This is a genomic window from Actinoplanes sp. NPDC024001 (assembly GCF_040638955.1).
GTDB lineage: Bacteria > Actinomycetota > Actinomycetes > Mycobacteriales > Micromonosporaceae > Actinoplanes.
Genome location: NZ_JBEZZB010000059.1, coordinates 1 through 21,532, shown reverse-complemented (window position 1 = coordinate 21,532; position 21,532 = coordinate 1). Strand labels below are relative to the sequence as shown.

The 21,532-nt window shown below is 71.9% G+C and carries 18 protein-coding genes; 7 read left to right on the top strand and 11 right to left on the bottom strand.

The window, feature by feature from the left end:
• The first annotated feature begins 102 nt into the window (after positions 1 to 102).
• Positions 103 to 1,383, top strand: a complete 1,281-nt coding sequence (locus AB0F81_RS23205) for a multidrug effflux MFS transporter (protein ID WP_360200525.1) — start codon at positions 103 to 105, stop codon at positions 1,381 to 1,383.
• Positions 1,384 to 1,633: 250 nt separating this feature from the next.
• Here the strand turns inward: AB0F81_RS23205 and AB0F81_RS23200 are convergent, their stop codons facing one another.
• The 4 genes from AB0F81_RS23200 to AB0F81_RS23185 form a co-directional block, all read right to left on the bottom strand.
• Positions 1,634 to 2,482: an SDR family oxidoreductase gene (locus tag AB0F81_RS23200; RefSeq protein WP_360200523.1), complete on the bottom strand. Its 849-nt coding sequence runs from the start codon at positions 2,480 to 2,482 to the stop codon at positions 1,634 to 1,636.
• Positions 2,479 to 3,972 (bottom strand): AMP-binding protein, encoded by a 1,494-nt coding sequence (locus tag AB0F81_RS23195; protein WP_360200521.1) that lies wholly within the window; start codon positions 3,970 to 3,972, stop codon positions 2,479 to 2,481. Before AB0F81_RS23195 ends, AB0F81_RS23200 begins: the two co-directional genes overlap by 4 nt.
• Positions 3,969 to 4,949 carry an acyl-CoA dehydrogenase family protein gene (locus AB0F81_RS23190; protein ID WP_360200519.1) on the bottom strand — a complete coding sequence of 327 codons (981 nt, stop codon included), beginning with the start codon at positions 4,947 to 4,949 and terminating at the stop codon, positions 3,969 to 3,971. Before AB0F81_RS23190 ends, AB0F81_RS23195 begins: the two co-directional genes overlap by 4 nt.
• Positions 4,950 to 5,057: 108 nt before the next feature.
• The gene (locus AB0F81_RS23185; RefSeq protein ID WP_360200594.1) at positions 5,058 to 5,195 is read right to left on the bottom strand and encodes a transposase; all 138 of its coding nucleotides are present in this window, start codon (positions 5,193 to 5,195) and stop codon (positions 5,058 to 5,060) included.
• Positions 5,196 to 5,242: 47 nt separating this feature from the next.
• On the opposite strand from AB0F81_RS23185, the gene AB0F81_RS23180 reads away from it, so the two are divergent.
• Positions 5,243 to 6,463, top strand: a complete 1,221-nt coding sequence (locus tag AB0F81_RS23180; RefSeq protein ID WP_360200517.1) for a transposase — start codon at positions 5,243 to 5,245, stop codon at positions 6,461 to 6,463.
• On the opposite strand, the gene AB0F81_RS23175 is transcribed toward AB0F81_RS23180, so the two are convergent.
• From AB0F81_RS23175 to AB0F81_RS23165, 3 genes are read right to left on the bottom strand one after another with little or no spacing between them, the layout of a single operon-like run.
• On the bottom strand, positions 6,460 to 7,635 hold the full coding sequence (locus tag AB0F81_RS23175) for an acyl-CoA dehydrogenase family protein (RefSeq protein WP_360200515.1): 1,176 nt from the start codon (positions 7,633 to 7,635) through the stop codon (positions 6,460 to 6,462). The genes AB0F81_RS23180 and AB0F81_RS23175 overlap by 4 nt on opposite strands.
• Before the next feature lie 14 nt (positions 7,636 to 7,649).
• A complete protein-coding gene (locus AB0F81_RS23170; RefSeq protein ID WP_360200513.1) occupies positions 7,650 to 9,230 on the bottom strand; it encodes a succinic semialdehyde dehydrogenase in 1,581 nt (526 codons plus the stop codon).
• Entirely contained in the window at positions 9,227 to 10,591 is a 1,365-nt protein-coding gene (locus AB0F81_RS23165; protein WP_360200511.1) for a cytochrome P450, read from the bottom strand. The genes AB0F81_RS23170 and AB0F81_RS23165 overlap by 4 nt, the downstream gene beginning before the upstream one ends.
• Positions 10,592 to 10,686: 95 nt before the next feature.
• Here AB0F81_RS23165 and AB0F81_RS23160 point away from each other — a divergent pair, with 95 nt between their 5' ends.
• Complete coding sequence (locus AB0F81_RS23160; RefSeq protein WP_360200509.1) at positions 10,687 to 11,316, top strand: TetR/AcrR family transcriptional regulator; 630 nt, start codon at positions 10,687 to 10,689, stop codon at positions 11,314 to 11,316.
• A gap of 7 nt (positions 11,317 to 11,323) precedes the next feature.
• Positions 11,324 to 12,067, top strand: a complete 744-nt coding sequence (locus AB0F81_RS23155) for an alpha/beta hydrolase-fold protein (RefSeq protein WP_360200507.1) — start codon at positions 11,324 to 11,326, stop codon at positions 12,065 to 12,067.
• Positions 12,068 to 12,110: 43 nt separating this feature from the next.
• Here AB0F81_RS23155 and AB0F81_RS23150 read toward each other — a convergent pair whose 3' ends face one another.
• Positions 12,111 to 13,334 carry a pectate lyase gene (locus tag AB0F81_RS23150; RefSeq protein ID WP_360200505.1) on the bottom strand — a complete coding sequence of 408 codons (1,224 nt, stop codon included), beginning with the start codon at positions 13,332 to 13,334 and terminating at the stop codon, positions 12,111 to 12,113.
• Positions 13,335 to 13,844: 510 nt separating this feature from the next.
• Between AB0F81_RS23150 and AB0F81_RS23145 the strand changes: the two genes are divergently transcribed.
• On the top strand, positions 13,845 to 15,203 hold the full coding sequence (locus AB0F81_RS23145; protein WP_360200503.1) for a chloride channel protein: 1,359 nt from the start codon (positions 13,845 to 13,847) through the stop codon (positions 15,201 to 15,203).
• A 2-nt stretch (positions 15,204 to 15,205) separates the two neighbouring features.
• Here AB0F81_RS23145 and pdxY read toward each other — a convergent pair whose 3' ends face one another.
• Positions 15,206 to 16,057, bottom strand: a complete 852-nt coding sequence (gene pdxY, locus AB0F81_RS23140; RefSeq protein ID WP_360200501.1) for a pyridoxal kinase PdxY — start codon at positions 16,055 to 16,057, stop codon at positions 15,206 to 15,208.
• 178 nt (positions 16,058 to 16,235) lie between these two features.
• On the opposite strand from pdxY, the gene AB0F81_RS23135 reads away from it, so the two are divergent.
• Both AB0F81_RS23135 and AB0F81_RS23130 read left to right on the top strand, forming a co-directional pair.
• Positions 16,236 to 17,162 (top strand): hypothetical protein, encoded by a 927-nt coding sequence (locus AB0F81_RS23135; RefSeq protein WP_360200499.1) that lies wholly within the window; start codon positions 16,236 to 16,238, stop codon positions 17,160 to 17,162.
• Complete coding sequence (locus AB0F81_RS23130; RefSeq protein ID WP_360200497.1) at positions 17,162 to 17,836, top strand: hypothetical protein; 675 nt, start codon at positions 17,162 to 17,164, stop codon at positions 17,834 to 17,836. Before AB0F81_RS23135 ends, AB0F81_RS23130 begins: the two co-directional genes overlap by 1 nt.
• Before the next feature lie 283 nt (positions 17,837 to 18,119).
• Here the strand turns inward: AB0F81_RS23130 and AB0F81_RS23125 are convergent, their stop codons facing one another.
• Complete coding sequence (locus AB0F81_RS23125; RefSeq protein ID WP_360200495.1) at positions 18,120 to 18,686, bottom strand: hypothetical protein; 567 nt, start codon at positions 18,684 to 18,686, stop codon at positions 18,120 to 18,122.
• Between the two features lie 35 nt (positions 18,687 to 18,721).
• On the bottom strand, positions 18,722 to 21,532 hold a 2,811-nt coding region (locus tag AB0F81_RS23120), incomplete at its 5' end, for a glycoside hydrolase family 38 C-terminal domain-containing protein (protein WP_360200493.1).

Sequence of the window (21,532 nt, the reverse complement as noted above, 5' to 3'; positions counted from 1 at the left end):
GGGTGCGGGCGGGAGAACTCATCACCGCGGGCCGACTGTGATCACCCTTACCAAAGCGGCGCGGGCGGAAGAACCTGGTCACGGCACTCCTTGTGCGAAAGCGTGGCCGAAAATCGCACCCTGACCAGACCTGCTGCGGACCGCTCGCCCGGAGAGCTGCTCCCACTCGGGCGCCGTTTCCGGATCGTCCTGGTTCTCGGCTTCCTCACCGCGCTGGGGCCACTGACCATCGACATGTACCTGCCGGCCCTGCCGACGATCACCACCGACCTGCACACCAGCGCCGCGGCCGTCCAGCTGACGCTCACCGGAACGCTGGTCGGCCTGGCGCTCGGGCAGTTGCTGATCGGCCCGCTCTCCGACGCCATCGGCCGGCGGCTGCCCCTGCTCGCCGGCATCGCGGTGCACGTGCTCGCGTCGGTTCTCTGCGTGCTCGCGCCCGATCTGGCGATGCTGGGCACCCTGCGCATCCTGCAGGGCCTGGGCGCCGCCGCGGCCGCCGTGGTCGCGATGGCGATGGTGCGTGACCTGTTCGACGGATTCGCCGCGGCCCGCCTCTTCTCCCGCCTGATGCTGGTGGTCGGGGTCGCCCCGATCCTCGCCCCCACGGTCGGTGGCCTGGTGCTGGGCTGGACGTCGTGGCGCGGGGTGTTCGTGGTGCTGGCCGCCGCCGGCGCCGCCATCATGCTGGCCGCCGCGCTGGTCCTGCCGGAGACCCTGCCGGTCACCGGGCGCCGCAGCGGCGGTGTGCGGGGCACGGTCCGTGACTACGGCCGCCTCTTCACCGACCGGGTCTACGTGGGCCTGGTCCTGGTGGCCGGGCTGGCGATGGCGGCGCTGTTCGCCTACGTGAGCGGGTCATCCTACGTCTTCCAGGACGAGTACGGCATGAGCGAGCAGCAGTTCGCGCTGATCTTCGCGGGCGGCGCGGTCGGTCTGATCGGCGCCACGCAGTTCAACGTCCGCCTGCTGCGCCGCTGGACGCCGCAGCAGATCCTGGGCGGTTCGCTGCTGGCCGGTCTCGGGTTCGGCCTGGTGCTGCTGGCGCTGGCGGTCACCGGGACCGGCGGCCTGTTCGGCACCCTGATCCCGCTCTGGCTGGTGCTGACCATGGTCGGCCTGGCCATGCCGAACGCACCGGCCCTGGCTCTCTCCCGCCACGGTGAGGCGGCCGGCACCGCGGCCGCCCTGCTCGGGGCGATCCAGTTCGGCGTGGGCGCGGTGGCCGCACCGCTGGTCGGCATGCTGGGCGTCGGCGCGGTGGCGATGGCGATCGTCGTCTTCGGCGGCATGCTCGCCGCCACCCTGGTCTGCTTCCTGGTGGTCCGGCCGCACCGGCTCACGGTCGAGCACCGGGAGCCGGTCCTGGCCGTGGCCCACTAGGGCGTCTGGCCGCCGGGTGTGACCAGGCCGGTCTCGGCCGGGTGGCGATGAACCTGGCCTGCGGCTCGGCCCGGCTGCCACTGTCCCGGTTCAGCCCCGCCTCGGCGCTCGCCGCGCCGGCCCGGGCCGCCTACACCGCCGGGCTGGGCTTCCTCGCCCGGCGCGGCGTCCGCCGAGAATCCGCGGCCTGGCCGTGTCGTTCGCGCTCGGCGGCCTCGTCGCGATCATCCGCCGGCGGGCTCGCCTCGGATCAATCCGGATCGTCGACCCCGGAACGCGATCCGCGAGCCCGCTCCTCATAGGCCTGACGCGCGACCGGGTCGGCCTGGCTCAGGACCTTCCCGGCGTCCGACATTCTGTCGAGCACGGCCTGCACGCGACGGGGCAGGGCCTGGGTGAGCTTGGTGGGGCCCTGCACCCAGCGCGGGACCCACAGCTCGGCCTGCGGCTTGCGCAGGGCGGACTCGATCACCGTGGCCACGTCGTCCGGGCTGACCGTGGTGACGCCCCGGGCGGCGGGGATGCCGGCGGAGAGCTCGGTCCGCACCACGGTCGGCAGGATGAGCGTGACGTCGATGCCGTCGGGGGCGAGTTCGGCCCGCAGGGCCTCGCTGAACCCGACCACGGCGAACTTCGAGGCGGAGTAGGTGGCGGCGTTCGCGACGGCGAGCCGGCCCACCGCCGAGGCCACGTTGACGATGTGGCCGTGACCGCGGTCGACCATGCCGGGCACGACCGCCTTCGTACCGTTGATCATCCCGAAGACGTTGACGTCGAAGATGGTCCGGGTGATCTGATCGGGCTCCTTGAGCAGCGAGCCGAGCGGCATGATCCCGGCGTTGTTGATCAGCGCGTCCCACGGGCCCAGATGGTCGACCTCGGTCAGGAAGTCACGCCACGAGGCGGGATCGGTGACGTCCAGCCGGGCGGCCGTGACCCGGTCGCCGAAGGGTGCGGCGACCGCGGCCGCCAGGTCGGCGTCGAGGTCACCGATCGCGACCGAGGCGCCGAGCCGGGCCAGGCGCTGGGCGGTGGCCTGGCCGATGCCGCGCGCGCCACCGGTGACGATCACCGCCATCCCGGCGATCCGGCGGCTCATCGCGCTTCCCGGACCAGGTTGCGTACCGCTTTGCGGTCGAGTTTCCCGACGCTGGTCAGCGGCACCGCGTCCAGCACGGTGACCTCGCGGGGGTATTTGTACTTCGCCATCCGCTCCCGGGCGTACTCGACCAGCTCCGCGCCGCTGACCTGCTGACCCGGCGCCAGCTGGACCACGGCGACCACCTCCTCGCCGTGCTCCGGGTCCGGTCTGCCGACACACGCCGCGATCTGCACGGCCGGATGCTCCAGCAGCACGTCCTCGACGTCGCGGGGGAAGACGTTGAAGCCGCCCCGGATGATCAGGTCCTTCAGCCGGTCCACGACGTAGAGGTAGCCGTCCTCGTCGAGGCGGCCGACGTCGCCGGTGTGCAGCCAGCCGTCCCGGACGGTCCGCGCGGTCAGCTCCGGGTCGTTCCAGTAGCCGAGCATCACGCCGGGACCGCGGACGCAGATCTCGCCGTCCGCACCGGTCGGCACCGGCTTTCCGTCGGGGTCCAGGATCGCCGTCTCGTTGTGCGCAAGCGGCTTGCCGACGCTGCCGGCACGGTGCTCGGCGAGTGACTCCGCCGAGATCACCGCGCTGGACTCGGTGCAGCCGTAGCCCTGCAGGACAGTCACGCCGAAGGTCTTCTCGGCCGCGGCACGGATCGCCGGCGGCAGGGTGGCGCCGCCCGAGCCGAAGGATTGCAGCGACGACAGGTCGTAGTCGCCGAGCGGCTGGCCGAGCAGCATTTGCAGCATCGTGGGGACGACCGGGCTGGTTTCGAGGCGGTGCTCGGCGACCAGCTGCAGCCAGCTGACCGGGTCGAACCAGCGCTGCAGCACCGAGACCAGCCGCCGCTCGGAATGCATGCCGGCGATGGTGACGATCAGGCCGTAGGCGTGGGACAGCGGCAGTGGCAGCAGCGACCTCGTCGCGGACGACGACCGGGAGGTCAGCTCGAGGCCACGACCGGCCTCCCACAGCCCGCGATGGCTGAGCATGACGCCCTTCGCCCGGCCGGTGGTCCCTCCGGTGTAGAGCAGCGCCGCGAGATCGTCGTCCGCGCGCGGTTCGATCGGGGCCGGTTCGCCGGCCTCGAGCTCGGCGTAGTTCTCGCCGATCACGAACGTCCTGATGTCCAGGCCCTCGGCGGCGGCGCGGAACAGGGTGACCAGCTCCGGGCTGATGATCGCCGCGGTGGCGCCGGAGTCGGTGAGGATGTGCCGCAGCTCCGGACCGCTCTGCAGGAAGATCACCGGCGTCACCACCGCGCCGGCCCGCCAGATCGCCCGGTAGGAGATGAACACCTCCGGGGTGTTCATGGTCATCACGACCACCCGGTCGCCCGGCTGCACCCCGTGCGCGCGCAGCCCGCCGGCGACCCGGGTGGACCTGTCATGGATCTCGCCCGAGGTCAGCCAGGTGCCCTCGAAGAACAGCGACTCGTAGTCGCCGTGGCGTTCGAAGGCCTTCTCGGCAAGGACCGCGAGGTGGTGACCGCTCATAGCGTTTCCTCCCGCATCGCCAGTCGGGCGACCTCGTCGAAGGCCGCGACGTCGTCACCGAGCAGGAACCGGTCCACCTTGGCGCGCCGCCAGTACAGGTGGGCGTCGTGCTCCCAGGTGAACCCGATGCCGCCGTGCACCTGGATCACGGTCTCGGCGGCGAGCTCCAGCGTGGTGGCCGCGGCGGCTTTGGCGGCGGCCGCGGCCATCGGCAACTCGCCGGGTGCGTGACCGGCGGCCCAGGCGGCCCACCAGACCAGTGACCGCAGCTGCTCGACCGCGACGTACACGTCGACGAGCATGTGCTTGACCGCCTGGTACGAGCCGATCGGGCGCCCGAACGCGTGCCGCTCCTTCGCGTACGCCACGCCCGTCTCCAGCAGGCGGGCCGCGGCGCCCAGCCCCTCGGCGGCGAGGATCGTGCGGCCGACCCGCTCGGCCCGCTGCCACAGCGCGGCGGCATCGGGCGCCAGGGTGACGGTCTCGCCCAGGCCGACGTCGCCGAGACCTCGGGTCGGGTCGATCGGCTCCCGCGCGGTGACCCGGCCCGGCCCGCAGACCAGGGCGCCGTCGCGCAGCGCCAGGAAGGTGTCGGCGCCGATCGCGTCCAGCACCGGGCCGCTGTCGTCGACGACCGCGACGGCCAGGGTGCCGTCGGCGACCCCGGCCAGCCGGTCCGGTTCGCCCTCCAGGAGCACGGCCGCCCGCGCGAAGCTCACCAGCGACGGGCCGGCCAGCACCCGCCCGGCCTGCTCGGCCACCACGGCGAGCTGCAGGACGCTACCGCCGCCCCCGCCGGCGCTCTCCGGGATCGTGATCGTCGCGTAGCCGCTCTTGACCAGCTCCGCACGGCCGGGCCGGGCGCCCGTACCTTCCTCCAGCGCCGTCCGGGCCGCCGCCGGGGAGGCCGAGGCCGACAGGAACTCGCCGGCCGCGCCGGCCAGGTCCCGGTGCTCCTGGTCCAGGTCGAAGTTCATCGGGATCCTTTCGCGGAAACCGCGGCTTTAGCCGTGGGATGGAAGCGGAACCACAGCGGAGCAGGTCAGGGGTGGCCCATCCGCCGCCAGGGCCGGATGGGTGTCTGGTCAGACGTTGCGCTGGTCCTCGCGGATGATCTCTTTGAGCCGGGTGTCGACGTCACCGGTGATGACGTCGCGGCGGTACTTGGGGCACCAGAGGACGTGGTAGGTACAGCGGTATCCGACGGTGTTGTTCGATCGGATCCCGTCCGCCGTGCGAGTGACAAGTTGTCTTGTGTACAGTGGTTGGTGTGGTCGAGACGGTGCGCTACACCTATCGCCTGCGGCCCGGCCGCCAGGCGCGGGCCGCGCTGCTCGCCGAGTGGTCCCGCTGCCGATGGCTGTGGAACGAGGCCGTCCACCAGCAGGCGTCCGGGCGCAAGCCGACGTTCGGCAAGCTGAGCAAGCTGCTGACTGAGGCGCGGAGCCGCAACGCCTGGCTGCGTGCCGGCTCGCAGGTCGCGCAGCAGCAGACGCTGCGCACCTATGGGGCCGCCCTGGACGCCTCGTTCACGGTCAAGGGCCGGGGCCGGCCGAAGGTCAAGCGCAAGAAGGACGCGCTGCCGAGCCTGGAGTACACCACCCGGGGCTTCTCGATCAGAAACGGCCGGCTCTGCCTGCCGGGCAAGAAGACCGTCCCGGTCGTCTGGTCCCGCAACCTGCCGTCCGAACCGACGTCGGTCCGCGTCTACCGCGACAACGTGGGCCACTGGTACGCCTCGTTCGTGGTCCGCCGCGAGCAGGCCGAGGTGCCCGATGCTGATCTGCCGGGCATCGGTGTGGACTGGGGTGTGACGACCACCGCCACCACCACGAACCCGAACTTCGACCTGCCGCACCTGGGCCACCGCAAGCGCTGCGCGGCCGAACTGGCCAAGGCCCAGCGCAGGATGGCTCGCCGCCGCCGGCCCACAGGCCAGCCGGCGTCGAAGGGTTACCAGACTGCGAAGCGGCAGGCCGCCCGGATCGCCAAGAAGGCCGCCCGGCAGAACACCCACGACGCCCGTGTCTGGGCGAAGACCGTGGTCACCCACCACCGCCTGATCGCCGTCGAGGACTTCAAACCGACGTTCCTGGCCAAGAGCCGCATGGCCCGCAAGGCCGCCGACAACGCGATCGGCGCGGCCAAGCGAGAACTGATCGAGCGTGGCATGCGGGCGGGCCGCAAGGTGGTGCTGGTGCCGCCCGCCTACACCACCATGACCTGTTCCGGGTGCGGCGAGAGAGCCAATCTCCGCCTCGGACTGGGTGTACGGACTTTCGAGTGCGCGGCCTGCGGCTACACCGCCGGCCGTGACCTCAACGCCGCGAGGACGATCCTCGCCACGGCGGAACGTCACCGTGCCAGTGCCGACGACGTCAGACATCGGATCGCCTCCTTCCGCGACGGTGGATCAGATGCAGTCCGAGCTGGAAATCCAGGGCCTGTCCCCGGAGGGAAATCCCCCGGATTCATCCGTGGGGATCGTTAAGCCACGCTCTCCTTGAACGGGACGTCCTTGTCGGCCCGGGGCTCGGCGGGCAGGCCGAGGACCCGCTCGCCGATGATGTTGCGCAGCACCTGATCGCTGCCGCCGGCGATCGCGATGCCGGGTAACCCCGCCTGAGCGTTCTGCCAGGTGCTGTCGCCGTCGCGCGACGCGGCGACGCGGGCGTCGTCCCCGAGCACGCGCACCGCCAGGTCGGCCAGATCGCGTGCCGACCGGGTGCCGCTCAGCTTGCCCGCCGACGCCTCCGGACCGGGAAGCTCGCCCCGGCTCAGCTTCGACAGCTGGCGGTAACCGGTGTAGCGGGCGCCGAGCGCGGCGACGTACCCGCGGCCCAGCTGCTGCCGGGCCAGCACCTGCCGGTCGGCGGGCAGCGCGCCGATGTGCTCGGCGACGTGCCGGGCCACCGTCTCCGGTTTCGGCCCGATCGCCGTGCCGCCGCCACCGAGTGAGAGCCGCTCGCTCATCAGCGTCGTCAGCGCCACCCGCCAGCCCTCACCGACCTCGCCCAGCCGCTCGGCGTCGGGGATCAGCACGTCGTCGAAGAACACCTCGTTGAAGTGCGCGGCGCCGTTCATCTGCCGCAACGGCCGGACCGTGACGCCAGGTGCCATCATGTCCACCACGAACATCGTCAGGCCGCGGTGCTTGGGCACGTCCGGATCGGTCCGGGTGAGCAGGATCCCGTAGTCGGCCAGGTGCGCGAGCGTGGTCCACACCTTCTGGCCGCTGACCCGCCAGCCGCCGTCGGCGTCGCGGACCGCCCGGGTGCGCAGCCCGGCCAGGTCGCTGCCGGCCTCCGGCTCGCTGAAGAGCTGGCACCACAGGTCCTCGGCCCGCAGCAGCCGCTTGAGGTAGCGCTGCTTCTGGTCGTCGCTGCCGTGCACGATCACGGTCGGGCCGCACATGCCGATGCCGATCAGGTTGATCAGCGCGGGCAGGCCGAGCCGGGCCATCTCCTGGTCGACGATCGCCTGCTGCATCGGGGTGCCGCCGCGGCCGCCGGCCGGAACCGGCCAGGCCACCCCGACGTATCCGGCGTCGTACAGGGTGGCCTGCCAGGCCCGGGCGTCCGCGTGTTCGCCCCGGTGCTGCTCCAGGAACGAGCGCACCTCGGCGCGCCAGGCCGCCTCGTCGGGGGTGTCGTCGAAATCCATGCTGGTCCCTTCGCTCACCGGATGCCGAGCCGCCGCAGCAGCCTCAACTGCCTGTTGCCGAGCGCCACGAACGACTCCACCGGCCGGCCCGGCGGCGGACCGACCGGGCCGAGACGGGAGACGGCCACCGTCTGCGCGTCGGTGAATCTGCGGATCCCCTCGGGGCCGTGGCGCCGGCCCAGGCCGCTGTCCCCGCGACCGCCCATCGGCGCCTCGACCGTGCCGATGGCGAGTCCGGCGCCGTCGTTGATGTTGACCGCGCCGGAGCGGATCCGGCGCGCCATCGCCTCGGCCTCGGCCGTGTTCGCGCTGAAGATGCTGGCCGACAGCCCGTGGCGGCCCCGGTTGGCCACGGCGATCGCGGCGTCGTCGTCGGTCGCGCGGTGCAGCGCGATCACCGGGCCGAAGGTCTCGCCGAGGCAGACGGCCATGTCGTCGGTCACGCCGGCCAGCACCGTGGGCTGATAGGCGTACGGGCCGATGTCCGGTCGCGCCCGCCCGCCGGCCAGCACCGTGGCGCCCTTGGCGACCGCGTCCCGCACGTGGGCGTCGACCCGGTCGAGCTGGGCCTGACCGGCCAGCGGGCCGACGTCGTAGCTGTAGTCGAAGCCCTGGCCGAGCCGCTGACCGCTGGTGGCGGCCAGCAGCGCCTCGGCGAAGGCCTCGTAGACGTCCTGGTGCACGATGACGCGTTCGATGTGGATGCACATCTGGCCGCTGTTGGCGAACGCCGCCTCGGCGGTGCCGCGGGCGGCCAGCTGCAGGTCGGCGTCGGCGCGGACGATGAGCGGGTTCTTGCCGCCGAGCTCGAGCGAGGTGCCGATCAGGCGGCGCGCGGCGCGCTCGGCGACCAGCCGGCCGGTCGCGGTGGACCCGGTGAAACACAGGTAGTCGACAGCGTCGACGAGGGCCGTGCCGATCGTCGGCCCGTCGCCGCAGACGACCTGCCAGACGTTCTCCGGCAGGCCGGCCTCGGCCATCAGGGCCCGGGCCCAGAGCAGGCTCAGCGGCGTCTGCTGGTCCGCCTTGCTGACCACGGTGTTGCCGGCCAGCAGCGCCGGGACGAGATCGCCGACGCCGAGGTAGAGCGGGTAGTTCCAGGGCGACACGATGCCGACGACGCCCTTGGGCAGGCGCACCTCCCGGGCCCGGGTGACCACCGGGACCGCCGGGCGCACCGGCCGGTCCTCCAGGTAGGTCTGCCCGTGCCGGGTGTAGTGGCGGGTCACGGTGCCCAGCAGCAGCACCTCCTGCCAGGCGTGGAAGCGGGCCTTGCCCATCTCCCACTGGATCAGGTCCAGCACCTCGTCCTGGCGCTGGACCAGCAGGTCGTGGAAGCGGAGCAGCACCTCGGCGCGGGCGGCGTAGGAGAGCCTGGCCCAGGGCTCCTGCGCCGCGCGAGCCAGGGTGACGGCGGCTTCGACGTCGTCGGGGATGCCCGCCGGCACCTCGACGGTGGGCAGGGCGTCGTACGGTGCGATCGCTGTCGTCGTACCCTTGCTGCCGCCGGAGGCGGGAACCGCGACCCAGCGCCGAAGCGAAGCGAGGCGGGCGTCGCTCAGCCAGGCCGGCCGGTGCGCGCTGGCCGCGGTCATGAGTTCGGGAGGAGGACGAGCGGCTGGCCGTCCTTGGGGAACGGCAGGGCGTGCTGGTCGAGCGGCGGGACGTAGCCGGGGTCGACGCTCCAGTGATGGTTCCGCAGCAGCCGGTGCATGATCGCCTTGATCTCCAGGCCGGCGAAGTACAGGCCGATGCATTTGTGCACGCCACCGCCGAACGGCTCCCAGGCGAACCGGTGCGAGCGGTCCTCGCGGCGCTCGGGCGCGAAGCGCTCCGGGTCGAAGACCATCGGGTTGGTCCAGTAGTCCTCCATCAGGTGGGTGAACTGGATGCCCAGCGTGCAGAGCGTTCCGGCCGGGATGCGGACACCCTGGACGACGGTGTCCTTGACGGTCCAGCGCAGCAGCACCGGCACCGGTGCCCGCAGGCGCAGCGCCTCGCGCATGACCAGGTCGATCGAGGTCAGCGACTCCAGTTCGGCCATCGTGGGCTCCGGCCCGAGCGTCAGTGCCTCGGCCCGGCAGCGGTCCTGCCAGGCGGGGTGCTGGCCCAGGTAGTGCAGGATCGCGGAGGTGGTGATGGTCGAGGTGTCGTGCGCTGCCATCATCAGGAAGATCATGTGGTTGATGACGTCGTCGTCGGAGAACCGCTCGCCGTCGTCGGTCTCGATGTGGCAGAGCACCGAGAAGATGTCGTCGGTCAGCGCCGCCCGCTTGGCCGGCAGGTATTTGCGGAGGAAGTTCTCCAGCACCTTGCGTGCGCGGTAGGCCCGGCCCCAGCGGGTGAGCGGCACGTCGGCCCGGATGATGCCGCCGGCGGCCTGCACACAGGTGATGAAAGCCCGGTTGATGCGGGCCATCTCGGCCCCGCTCGTGTCGCCCGCACCGCCCATGAACAGGTCCGCGGCGATGTCGAGGGTGAGCTGTTTGATGCTCCAGAACGCCTTGAACTCCCGGCCGGCCTGCCATCCGGCCATGCCCCGCTCGATGGCCGGATGCAGCCGCCGGGTGTAACCCTCCAGGCGAGGCCGGGTGAACGCCTCCTGCATGATCCGCCGATGGCTGTGGTGTGTCTCGAAGTCGATGAGCATGAGGCCGTGGTGGAAGAACGGGCCGACCAGCTGTGACCAGGCCGGGCCGTTGGCGAACGCCTTGTCCCGGTTCTGCAGCGCCTCGCCGCAGGCGTCCGGGCCGATCAGCATCACCGTGGTCCGGCCGACGTTGTAGGACGGAGCAACCGGGCCGTAGCGCTCCCAGTGGCGCCGGTAGAACCCGACCGGGTCTTTCCGATAGTTGATCGTGTTCCCGATCCAGGGCAGGCCCCGGTCGCCGGGGTGCAGCTCGGGCAGCTCCCGCCCTGTCACGATCTGGCGCAGTTCCCGAGTTTCGGCCGTCATGGCTCACCTCGCGGATGGCATCGTCGTATCGACCAGCGTGATTCGGGAAGGGCGTCCTGTCAATGTTTCGGGCCGGCTGTGGCATGGTTGGCGGCATGGCGGTCCAGTCAGGGATCTACCGGGGCGTCAGCGCCGCCGACCGGGTGGCGCAGCGCCGCGCCCGGCTGCTCGCCGCCGCCCTCACGGTCTGGGCCGACCCGCGGACGCGCACCACGATGACCGCCGTCTGCGCCGAGGCCGGCCTCAGCGAGCGCTACTTCTACGAGAGCTTCTCCGGGCTGGAAGCGCTGCTGGAAGCGGTCATGGACGCGATCGCGGCGGAGATCGAGGAGACCAGCCGCGCCGCGGCCGAGGCCGCGGGCGACGACCCGGTGGTACGGGTACGCGCCTCCGTGCGGGCGTTCATGGAACTGCTGCTGGACGACCCGCGCAAGGGCCGCGTCGCCATCGTGGAGTCGGTCGCCGTGCCGAAGCTGCGCCGCCGCCGCACCGAGCTGCTGCGGCACCTCGCGCATCAGTCGGCGCTCGAATCCCGCAAGCTGCTCGGCGCTCTCGGTCGCAGCGGGGTCTCCGGCCGCAGCGCGATCGAGGACGAGATCGGCGGCATGCTCTTCATCGGCGGCATGGCCGAGCTCATCACCGCGTGGCTGGACGGCACACTCGACGCCTCCACCGACGAGATCGTCGAAGCCGCGTCCCGCGCGCTGCTGGGCATCTACCGCTGAGGCCCGCATGCGTCACTACACCGCAGACCTGCGATCCCCGGCCGGTGCTCACGGCACGGTGGCCGCCTACGGCCACTACGGCCGGCCGGTGCTGGTCTTCCCCAGCGAGAACGGGTACGCCCAGGAGTACGCCGACCGTGGCATGGTGGCGGCGGTCGGTGACCTGATCGAGGCGGGGCGGGTCAAGCTCTACTGTGTCAGCTCGTTCGACGCCGGCACCTGGTCGGCCGCCGACCTTCCGCTCGAGGAACGCGCGCTGCGGCACGCGGCGTACGAATCGTGGATCCTCGACGCCGTCGTCCCGCACATCCGGGCCGACAGCGGCGACGCCGCCGAGATCGTGACGACCGGCTGCTCGCTGGGCGCGTTCCACGCCCTCAACTTCGCCCTCAAGCGGGCTGACCTGTTCCCGCTGGCGCTCTGCTTCTCCGGCAACTACGACCCGACCACCTGGGGCGGCTGGGGTGAGCCGGGCGACGCGGTCTACTTCAACAACCCCATGGCGTACGTGGCGAACCTGCACGGCGACCACCTCGACTGGCTGCGCTCGCGGCTGTCGATCCTGCTCGTGTGCGGACAGGGCCGGTGGGAGGACACCACCGGTTCGTTGCCGTCGACCCGCCGCATGTCACAGTTGCTGTCGGCTCAGGGCGTACGCCATGAACTGGATCTTTGGGGTTTCGACGTGCCGCACGACTGGCCGTCGTGGCGCGCTCAGCTGGCCCACCACCTGCCCCGTTTCGTCTCCTGAGCGCGGCGGGGCGCCCACCTCGCGGTGGACGCCCCGGCAGTGCCTACTTGTAGGTGATGTCGCTCTGGGTGACCTTGCAGTTGCTGTCGTTCCAGCCCTCGCCGAGGTACTTCGGCTCGCTGCCCTTGGCGACGCCCTGGTACTTGCCGCAGACCACGACGCCGGAGCTGTTGCTGATGGTGACCCGGGTGATCGTCGCGGTGTCGCCCCAGTTGCTGTTGATGCCGGCGACCATGTCGATGTTGTTCAGCAGCACGTTGTCGATCTTGACGTGGCGCTGGTGCGACGTGGAGCAGTTGCCGCAGCCGCGGTACAGCTTGCCGGAGCCGTTGAGGTAGAAGCCGGAGATGCTGACCGTGCCGTTGCCGTTGTGCTGGAACGTCTTGTCGCTGCCGTTGCGCGCGCCGCCGCCGATGACGTAGCTGGTGCCGCCGCCGGTGCCCTTGAAGGTGGCGGCGTCCTCACCGATGTCGTTCCACCACACGTTGCGGATGGTGCAGGTGCCCTCGCAGTGCACGCCGTCACCGGCGGGGGAGCCGATGATGACGTTCTGCAGGGTGCCACCGTTGGCGATCTTGAACATCGGGTCCTGGGACTCGCTCTGCGAGCCGTCACCGATGCAGCAGTAGGTCTTCATGCCACCGTCGAAGGTGCCCGAGACCGAGACGGTGCCGGAGATCGACACCGTGCCGGCCGAGCTGGGCCACGCGCCGGTCGGGGTGCCGGTGCCGCCGGTCGGGCCCGGGTTGGCGGTGGGGCTGCTGGTCGGGCCGGCGGTCGGGCTGCTGGTCGGGGTCGAGCCGCCGCTGCCGTACGTCTCGAACTCGGCGATCCGCGGCGCGCTGGACGCGCTGGTGATCTCGAAGGTGATCTTCTTCAGCGACGTCGAGGCGAAGGAGATCGTGCTCGGGCTGCCGCTGCCGCTGGTCAGGACGGCACCGTTGTCGGCGTTGAGCACCCGCCAGGCGCTGATCGAGCCACCGCCGGAGGCCTGCTTGATGACGGCCGAGGAGACCGTCGTGGCGCTGCCCCACTTGACCGAGACGTAACCGGTCGTGCTGTTCGGCGCCCAGTAGGTGCTGGTGTTGCCGTCCTTGACGTTGCCGTAGCTGGTGCCGCTGGCCTTGCTGGAACCGTCGGCGCCGGCGCCGAGACTGAGGTTGTCGGCGGCCAGGGCGTGCGGCAGCGGCAGCGTGAGCATGATCGCAGCGCTTGCGGCCGCGGTGGCTCCGCCGGCTGCCCATCGCAGGGCGACTGATCGTCTCATCGGTGTGTCTCACCTTCGGGTGTGGGGATGGGGCTGCGCCTTCAAGCGGGGGGAAAGCGCTTTCCTGGCGAGGATAGATGCCGGTCTATCGCGAGGCAAGCGTCAGGCCGATTTGTGCAAACGGCATCCCGCTCCCGCCTCGGCTTCGCGTCCGCCTCACCCCGCTTTGCCTCCGCCTTGCGTCCGCCTCACCCCGCCTCCGCCTCACCCCGCTCCCGCCTCCGCTCCGCGTCCACCTCACCCCGCTCCCGCCTCCGCTCCGCGTCCACCTCACCCCGCTCCCGCCTCCGCTCCGCGTCCACCTCACCCCGCTTTGCCTTCGCCTCGCTTTTGCCTTCGCCTCACCCCGCCTCCGCCTCGTCCTGCTTCATCCCGCAGAGGTGATGTGTGGCCGGCGCGCGCTGTGGTGTCGTGCAGCGGTCTCGTCTCGCCGCCGCAGCCGAAAGGTCCGCCATGAGCCGACAGACGCCCGCACCGGGAGGTGCCGGTGAGCCGCCTCCCGATCGGCCGGTGCGGTCGTCTTCCGGGCCGCCGTCAACGCCTGCGGAACGGTCGCCGTCGTCGCCCGCCGGGCAGCCTCAGGCGCCCTCGCCCCGCGAATACGCCCGGATCCTGGTCATCGCCGCCCTGCTGGGCGTGCCGGTCGCCTTCGCCGCGGCCGCCTTCATGAGCCTGTCGCACTGGCTGACCACGCTGGTGTGGACCACCCTCCCGGACAGCGCCGGCTGGACCGCACCGCCCTCGTGGTACGTCCTGGTCGTGCCCACCCTCGCGGGCCTCCTGGTCTTCGGGGCCATGCGTCTGCCCGGCCACGGCGGCGAGCCCGCGGTCGCCGGGATCGGGCTCCACCCGCTGTCGCCGGTCCAGCTCATCAGCGCGATGCTGGCCGCGCTCGCCTCGCTGGCGCTGGGGCTGGTCCTGGGTCCGGAGGCGCCGCTGACCGCCCTCGGTCTCGCCGCCGGCCTGATCGCCGCGCGGGCTCTGCGGCCCGGGGCCTCCGGCGGGCAGCTCCTCGTCGTGGCCGGCGCGTTCGCGGCGATCAGCACGGTGTTCGGCGGCCCGCTGCCGTCGGCGTTGCTGCTGTTCGAGCTGGTGGCCCTCAGCGGCATGGTCCCGTCGGTGTCGCTGGGCCAGGCGCTGCTCCCCGGCTTCCTGGCCTCCGGGACGGCAGCGCTGGTCTTCACCGGCGTCGCACACTGGCCGGGCGTCGCCGAAACCGTGATGCAGCTGCCGCCCCTGCCGAACTATCCGACCGTCCGCCCGGTCGACGTGGCCTGGTGCGCGGTGGTGGCCCTGGCGGCCGGCGTGGTCGCCGCCGGCGCCCGCCGGACAGCGCAGGGGATGGCCGCGCGAACCGCCAAACTCCCGGCGGTCGCGGTTCTGTGCGCGGCCGGTCTGGCCGTGGGCCTGCTCGCCGTCGGCTTCCGGGCCGTCACCGGCCAGCCGGTCGACCTGGTGCTGTTCTCCGGCGAGTCCGTGCTTCCCCAGATCGTCGCGGAGACCTCGGCCGGCGTGCTCGTCCTGCTGATCGTGGTCAAGGGGGCCGCCTACGCGCTGTCGCTCGGAGCCGGCTTCCGCGGCGGCCCCACCTTCCCCGCTGTCGCCCTCGGCGTCGCCATCGGTGTGCTCGCCTCGGTCGTGCTGCCCGATCTGGAGCTCACCCCGGCGGTGATCGCCGGGCTGGCCGCAGCCGCCTCCGCAGCCCTGCGGTTGTCGTTCTTCGGAGCGCTGCTGGCCGCCCTGCTGGCCGGCTCGGCCGCCGCCGAGACCATCCCGATCGCGGTGATCGCTTCAGTGATCGGCTGGCTCGCTGCCACCGCCCTGCAACAGCGAACCACCCGGCATCGTCCCGACGCGGCCGCGGGCTGAGCTCAGCGCACCTGCTTGGCGCTGAACTGCATGCGCGGCGCGGCGTAGAACTCCTGGGCCGGCACCAGCTGGAGCTCACGCTCACCGGACCGGTAGGTCATCTCGATCAGGTCGAAGACGCTGGAGGCGGTGCGCTCCAGGGCCACCGCCGCGCTTCCGGTCTCCACGTAGTGGGCGGTGAACAGGGCGGCCGTGACGTCACCGGACCCGTTCGCCTTGAACGGCAGGTGCGGGGTGCTCACGAGCCACGCGCCGGCGCTGTCCACGGCCAGCATCTCGATCACGCCCTCCTCCCGGTCGGGTCGCTCCACGCTGGTGACCAGCACGGTCGAGGGCCCCATGGCGCGGGCGAGGTCGACCGAGGCGAGGGTCGACTCGATGCTTGCCGGCTCGGTGCCGGTCAGATATCCCAGCTCGAACTGGTTCGGCGTGATGATGTCGGCCACCGGCACCACCCGGTCCCGCAGCAGGTCGGGGATCTCGGGCGCGACGAAGCATCCGGACTTGGCGTTACCCATGACCGGGTCGCACGCGTAGACCGCCGACGGGTTCGCCGCCTTCACCCGGCGCACGGCGTCGATGATGACGTCGGCGATGCCGGCACCACCCTGATATCCGGACAGCACGGCGTCGATCTGCGGGAAGACACCCCGCTCCTCCACGCCGAGGAGGATCTCGGCCACATCCTTCGGCGGGAGGAGCGGCCCGCGCCAGGCGCCGTAGCCCGTGTGGTTCGAGAAGTTCACCGTAGGAATCGGCACGACCTCGACACCGATGCGCTGCAGAGGGAAAACGGCCGCGGAGTTGCCGACATGGCCGTGGGCAACCACCGACTGGATGGACAGAACCTTCATCACCCCAGCCTAGAGACCCACCCGGGGGCGGGTGGGCGCGGCGGCAAGGCAGGCCGCGACTGTACGTTATGACGCAGTCACCCGATGGTGTACATGACGTGCCGCGACTGAACCGGTCGTTCCGGCAATGGGTTCACCCACACGTAAGTCACCTCTATTACCTGTGGAAGTTGCCATCATGCCGAACAAAACCGCCTGCCGGTTCGTATCGTGTCTCGCCGTCACGGCTTTCCTCGCTACCGGATGTGGCAGCAAAAGCCTGGCCGACTCGTCCACCGCCGACGAGATCGCGCCGGCCACGGCTGCCACGACGAGCGCGCCGGAACCCGCCTGCGTCGAGTCCGCCGTCAGCAATCCCGAGCAGGAGACCGGCGCGGACCTGGAGGTGGGCACCACCTTCTCCACCGAGAACGGCCTCGACTACGTGATACCCGAAAACGCCCGCAATGATTTCCCGGAATTGGTGGCGGGGGATTGGACCGGTGACTCCTCCGGGGTCGTCGACCGGGCGCTGAGCGAAGGCGCATTCGCCTACGGCAATCCGCAAATCTTCTCCTGGATTAGCAACAATTCCGGATCCGACATCACGATCACCGGCATTCGCGCGGTCAACACCAGAACCGTGTGCCTGCCCGACGGATACCTGCTGCTGTTCGGCAACCAGGCCGGCGACGTGGCGCACATGGCGATGAACTTCGACGCCGACCGGCCGACCGCCCTGCAGATCAGCGATCCCGAGACCACCCCCACCGTTCCGTTCTTCGACGAGTACGTCATCGAGGTGCCGGACGGGGACACTCAGGACCTGATCATCCACGGTCTGCTGGCCCGCAACGCCCGTACGTTCGACATCGCCCTGACCTACCTGCGCGACGGCGAGGAGTACACGCAGATCGTCCGGCAGGAGAACGGCCAGGAGTTCCGGGTCGCACCGACCGCCTGCCCCGACACCGCGGCCCAGGCCTCGCTGGAGGACACCGACATCGAACGACTGCGCGCCCACCGCTACTCCGGGGCGTTCCGGCAGGCCGAGCACAGCGGCATGGAGCACATCAACATGGAGACCGTCACGTACGACCAGTACCTGCAGACCTGCACGTACTGATGGACAGCCTGGACCGGCGGCGCCGGAAGCGCCGCAACCGTCCCGCGCCGCCCGCGCTGACCGGTGCCGAGAAGCACAGCCTGCTGGCCTCATACCTGCAGGGTGCGGCCGCCGTCATCGCGCTGGGCATCTCCACCGCGGCGTTCGTCCAGCAGATCGATCTCAACCGCAAGCAGGTCGATCTCTACCACGACCAGGTCGTCCTCAACGATTACGCCCGCGCGCGCGACGAGCGCAGATACAGCTCCCGCGTGGCGTTCTGGGTGGTCGCCGGCAAGCGCACCGACAGCACCATGCCGCCCGGCCTCGACGTCTACATCCAGAACCGTTCCCCCACCCCGCTGCGCAACGTGGAGGCCATCGCCGAGCTGGCCTCCGGCGGCAGGGGCGTCGTCACCCTGGTCGACATCCCGCCGTGCACGATCGAGGCCCACCGCATCGCTCCGCCCAGCGGCGACACCCTCGCGAAGACCCAGCGCCGGATCGCCGGTTACGACAAACTCCGGCTCGAGTTCACCGTCGACACCCGCCGCTGGGAGCTGACCAGCGAGAAACTCACGGAGGTCGCGGCCCGGCCGGCCACCGCCCCCGCTCCACGCCTGCGGCACGTGCGATTCGACCCCGACCCCACAACGACAGGCAACCAGGCCGAAGACTGCGGCGAAGGCGGCTGATCCCGTCCTCGGTCCGCTCACCGGTGGAATCGCTCGGCTGACCGTCAGCGTCGTCTCGCTGCCCTAAGCACCTCCCGGCCGCAGCTGGCCAGGCCGGCTGGCGGTCAGTGTCGGCTCAGACCGGCCGCAGCAACTCTCAGGCGCAGCCGGAGGAACCGGCTGACCGCGAGGGCGGTCTGCACGCGCTCGAACAGCGCTGAGAGCCAGCTGACCAAGATCGGCGCGAATCGGCAGGCGCTGACCGGCGGACGATCCCGAAGAACTGCGTACGCGGTGGGAGCTGTCAGTGGCGGTGGGTGGCGTCCGGGTGGGCCGGGTCGGCAGGGTGCTCGTAACCGGGTGCGAGCCGGACCAGGGCGGCGCAGCGCTGGTCCAGCCAGTGGGCGAAGGCGCGCTCGGCGGTGGCGCTGGTCAGGGTGGTCGCGATGCGGGAGCGTTCGTCGTGGTAGCGGCCGGGGTGGCGGTCGCGGTTGCGGGCGTAGTAGGAGCGCAGCTCGGACTCGGGCGGCGCGGGCGGCGGGAGGACGTGGCGGCGCAGCGCCCGGGCCAGCGGGTCGGCGGCCAGGACGGCGGCTGTCATGCCGCCGGTTCGCAGGGCTTGGGCGAGCGTCACCGGGCGGGGCGGGCCGTCCTGCGCGGTGGCGGTGACGCCGCGGGCGGCGGCCTCGTGCCGGACGACCGCTTCGGTGACGATCGCCTGGCAGACCCAGCGGCGCAGGTTGCGGCCCTCGGCGGTCTCCGGGTGGGGCAGGCGGGCGGCGAGCGGGCCGCTGCGCAGCGCCGCCAGCCGCTGGTCGACGAGGGCCGTCGCGATCGGCTGCCCGGCGACCCAGGCGGCGACGGCGGTCACGGCCGGACCTCGGCGGTCGCCGGGAGGGTGGGCGGTCACGGCTGGACCTCGACGGTCACCGGGGCGGTGTAGTGCAGACGGCCGCCGTACGCGAGTTTGACCAGGGCCCACCAGGTTCCGGTGGGGTGGCCGGGCGGCACGCGTACGGGGAAGTGGGTTTCGGTCTTGGCGCCCGGCTGCAGGGTGATGGCGTCGGTGACGGCGGGGAAGAGCTCCCACGTGTGCCACGGGCTGATCAGCTGAGCGTGCACCAGGATCGGCCCGGCGGCGTCGCTGCTCAGATCGAGGCCGAGGGTGGCCGAGTCGCCCGGCCGCAGCCGCAGGCGGGTGTCGTGCAGGGCGGCGGTCACGGTTTCCGGGGTGTCGGTGCCGACCAGGACGCGGGCGATGTCGTCGACGCTCCGCCCGTCGTGGGTGAGCCGGGCGGTGATCCAGTGGCAGCCCTGCACCGGCGAGGGTGTCACCTCGACCTCGGTGACCTGGTGGGCGCCGGGTGCCAGGTCATAGGGCACGGTGGCGGGCGAGCTGGTCCAGCCGTCGGGCAGGCCGAGTTCCACCGCACCCGCGGCGGTCTCCTCGGCCAGCGACGAGGCGACCGTGACGGTCAGCCGGACCGGGCCGTCGGCGAGCGTGAGCGGCGGGTCGACGTGCACGGTCAACGGCAGGTTGCCGGTCGGCGCCGGGCCGGTGTTGTGCAGCCAGTAGCGCGCGTACGCGGGCGGCTCAGCGGGAGTGCCGGCGGGCGGGGGAGTGGTGGTGGGCGGGACGTCGAAGGTGAGCGTCCGGATGGCGGCCGGCGGCAGCGGAATCGCGGTCAGGTCGAGGGCGGAGTCAGCGGGTTCTTCGAGGAGGCTGGCGGGTCGCGGGTCGGTCGCGGGCGTCCAGAGGTCGAGCCGGGCCGAGACGTCGCGGCCGTGTGGCTCGTACAGCCGGGCCGTGATCCGGGAGAGCGAGGGTGCGGGCCGGTGGCCGTCGGCGAGCGGGTTGCCGGCCGGTTTGAAGGCGGCCAGGATGCCGTTGGTGACGCTGACGAACGACCTGTCCTCGTCCGGTCCGGCCGCGACCACGGTCGCCGTCAACGGATGGTTGAGTTCCTGACCGTGGCGGACGAGTTCCGTGTCGCGCCAGTCGCCCTCGCCGGCCACGACGGCGTACTCGAAGGTGTGGGTCCAGTGCTGCTGCTGGAAGTTCGACCCGTCGGGTGCGGTGCGCCGCGGTGGGTCGATCCACACGCCGGAGGGCCAGCCGGTGCACGAGCGCATCAGCGACAGGTGCAGCGCGCCGGAGGTGTCGACCGCGAAGCCGGGGAGGCCGCGGTTGAGCAGCGCCACGGTCCGCGGTGCGAGATCCGGGTCGGGCCCGGCGTCCAGGCCGGTCGCGGCGATGACCGCACCGTCCAGGATCGACAGGTCACCGGCGACCACGAGGACGGGCAGGGCGCGGGCGTCGGTGAGGTCGGCGCCGGGCTGCCAGACCTCGGTCAGCGCGGCGGCCGCCGGGATCCACAGCCGGGCGGCGCCGGTCGCGGTGAGTTGACGGTCGAGCTCGGCGGTGTACGACGGCGGTGCCGCCGCCAGGACCGCCGCCGTGAACGCGTTCGTGGCCGGGCCGCCGACGGCGACGCGCAGGTCGGGCAGGTTGGAGTCGATGGCGAGGCGCCCGTACCGGGGGCCGGTGTCGGTGGACGTGGTGGCCGTGACTCCCTGCCGGACCAGGGCGACCACCAGATCCCGCGCGTCCGCCGGGTCGCCGGACGTGATCACCTCGGCGATGGAGACGGCCCGGCTGTGCAGGTGGGCGCCGGACGGGTCGGACACCTCGACGCGGGCCGTGTGCGAGAGCGCGAACCAGTTCTGAGCCGGGTTGTCGAGCGTCCACGGCGCGTCCTCGGTGTCGGTCTCGACGTGGGCGAAGCCGCGCCCGACGACCGCCGCGCCGACCTCGCTGACCGGCAGGCCGCCCGGGATCGCGGCCGGCCAGCGCAGGCGCACGAGCCGGTCGGCGCCGGTGAAGCCGTCCAGGGTGGTGGCGCAGTCGAGGCGCGGGGAGCCGTCCCACAGGGTGAGGACCTGGGTGTAGGCGACGCCGTCGATCGTCCCGCTGACGGTGAGGCGCTGACCGAGCGAGGAGTGCTCGACGCATACCGTTGCCGGGTTCTGACTCGAGACGTGCGTGGCCGGGCCCTTGGGCAGCAGGTGCCACGGCCCTTCGTGGTACTTGGGGTGCGCCGGGTATTCGTCGTAGAAGCGCAGCTCGTTGCCGGTCTCGCCGGCCGCCAGGTGGTGCCGCCCGGTGCGCACGTCGTCGAGCGCGACGACGCCACCGCCGCGGTCCGGATCGACCTTCACGCGCAGGAACTCGTTGGCGATGACGGGCGGAGAGTCGATCTCCACCCAGGCGCCGGACTCCTTCTCCGAGACAAGCGCGAACGTGCGGTAGCCGACCGGCGGAACGTCCGCCGCGCGGAAGACGACGTCGGCGGCGGCGAGGCTGCCGTCCGGGTGCAGCGCCGCGTTCTCCAGCAGCGACGGCACGCCGGCGACGCCGGCCGCCGTCGTTCCGGGCGAGGCGAATGCCACCCGCACCCGCGCCACGTCCGATCGCGGCCACCCCGACGGATTGAACACCGCGATCCGGCCGGTTCCGGCCGGCGGCGCCAACGTCAGCATCGCTTGATCACGTACGCCGCGCGCCAGCTCCCACGCCTCCCGCCACCCGGTGAGCAGGTCGAGGTAGACCTGGTCCGACTCGGAACCGGTGATGGCGTCGTGGTGCGCACCGAACACGAGCTGCCGCCACGCCCGGTCCAGCTGCGAGTGGGGATAGGCGGCCCCGTGCGCCGCCGC